This window comes from Halorubrum sp. AJ67 (assembly GCF_000513435.1).
This window is the reverse complement of the sequence record NZ_CBVY010000020.1, coordinates 20,772-21,609: the sequence shown is the minus strand read 5'-3', so window position 1 is coordinate 21,609 and position 838 is coordinate 20,772. Positions and strand designations below refer to the sequence as shown.

Genomic DNA, 838 nt, shown 5'->3' with positions numbered 1-838 from the left:
CCCCTTGTCGACGTCGTCGTCGAGGTAGCGGCGCAGGGCCGTGCCGATCGCGTCCGGGATCGACTGGATCTGCTCGCCTTTGTCCCACGCGACCTTCGGGCTCCGGGTGCCCTGTAGCTCGTCGACGATCTCCTCGGGGTCGACGCCAGAGCGGAGCGCCGTCGAGATGACCTTCGCGAGCGCCTCCGTGAAGGAGTTGGTGTAGCCGCCGGAGTGGCCGATGTTCGCGAACAGCTCGAACGGCAGCCCCTTGTCGTCCTCGTTGATGGTGACGTACAGCTTGCCGTAGCCGGTCTCGACCCGCTGGGTGACGCCGTTCAGGGAGTCGGGACGCGGACTGCGCTCGCTGTAGTCGATCCGGGGCTGGTCGCTGGCTTCGAGCAGCTCCGAGACCTCCGCGTCGATCGCGGTCCGGACGTCCTCGTTGTCGAGGAACGCCTCGACCCCGCCGAACACCTCGTTGATCTGTTCGACGATGGTCTCCGCGGCCTCGCTCTCGTCGGCGAACTCCGTGTTCTGCGCGCGCGTTGTGAGCACCTGCTTCGAGCGGGTGCCGTCGCGGTAGTAGGTGACGCCCTTCCCGCCGTTCTCGTAGATGTACTCGAAGACCTCCTTGGCGTCGCCGAGCGTGGAGTCGTTCGGCGCGTTGACGGTCTTCGAGATGGCGGAGTCGACGCCCTTCTGACAGGCGACCTGAACGCCGGCGTGGTCCTTCGCCGAGAGATCGCCGGTGACGACGAACAGCTCGCCGATCGCGTCCGGAACGGTCTCTAACCCGTCGACGCCGTCGAACTCGTTTTCGGCCATCTGGGCCTGCGCCTCCTCCTTGACGGCCTCG

The 838-nt window shown here is 66.7% G+C and carries 1 pseudogene; it reads right to left on the bottom strand.

The features are described from left to right. Nucleotides 1-838 (bottom strand): annotated as a pseudogene (locus BN903_RS13345) (ribonucleoside-diphosphate reductase, adenosylcobalamin-dependent); the annotation flags it as partial.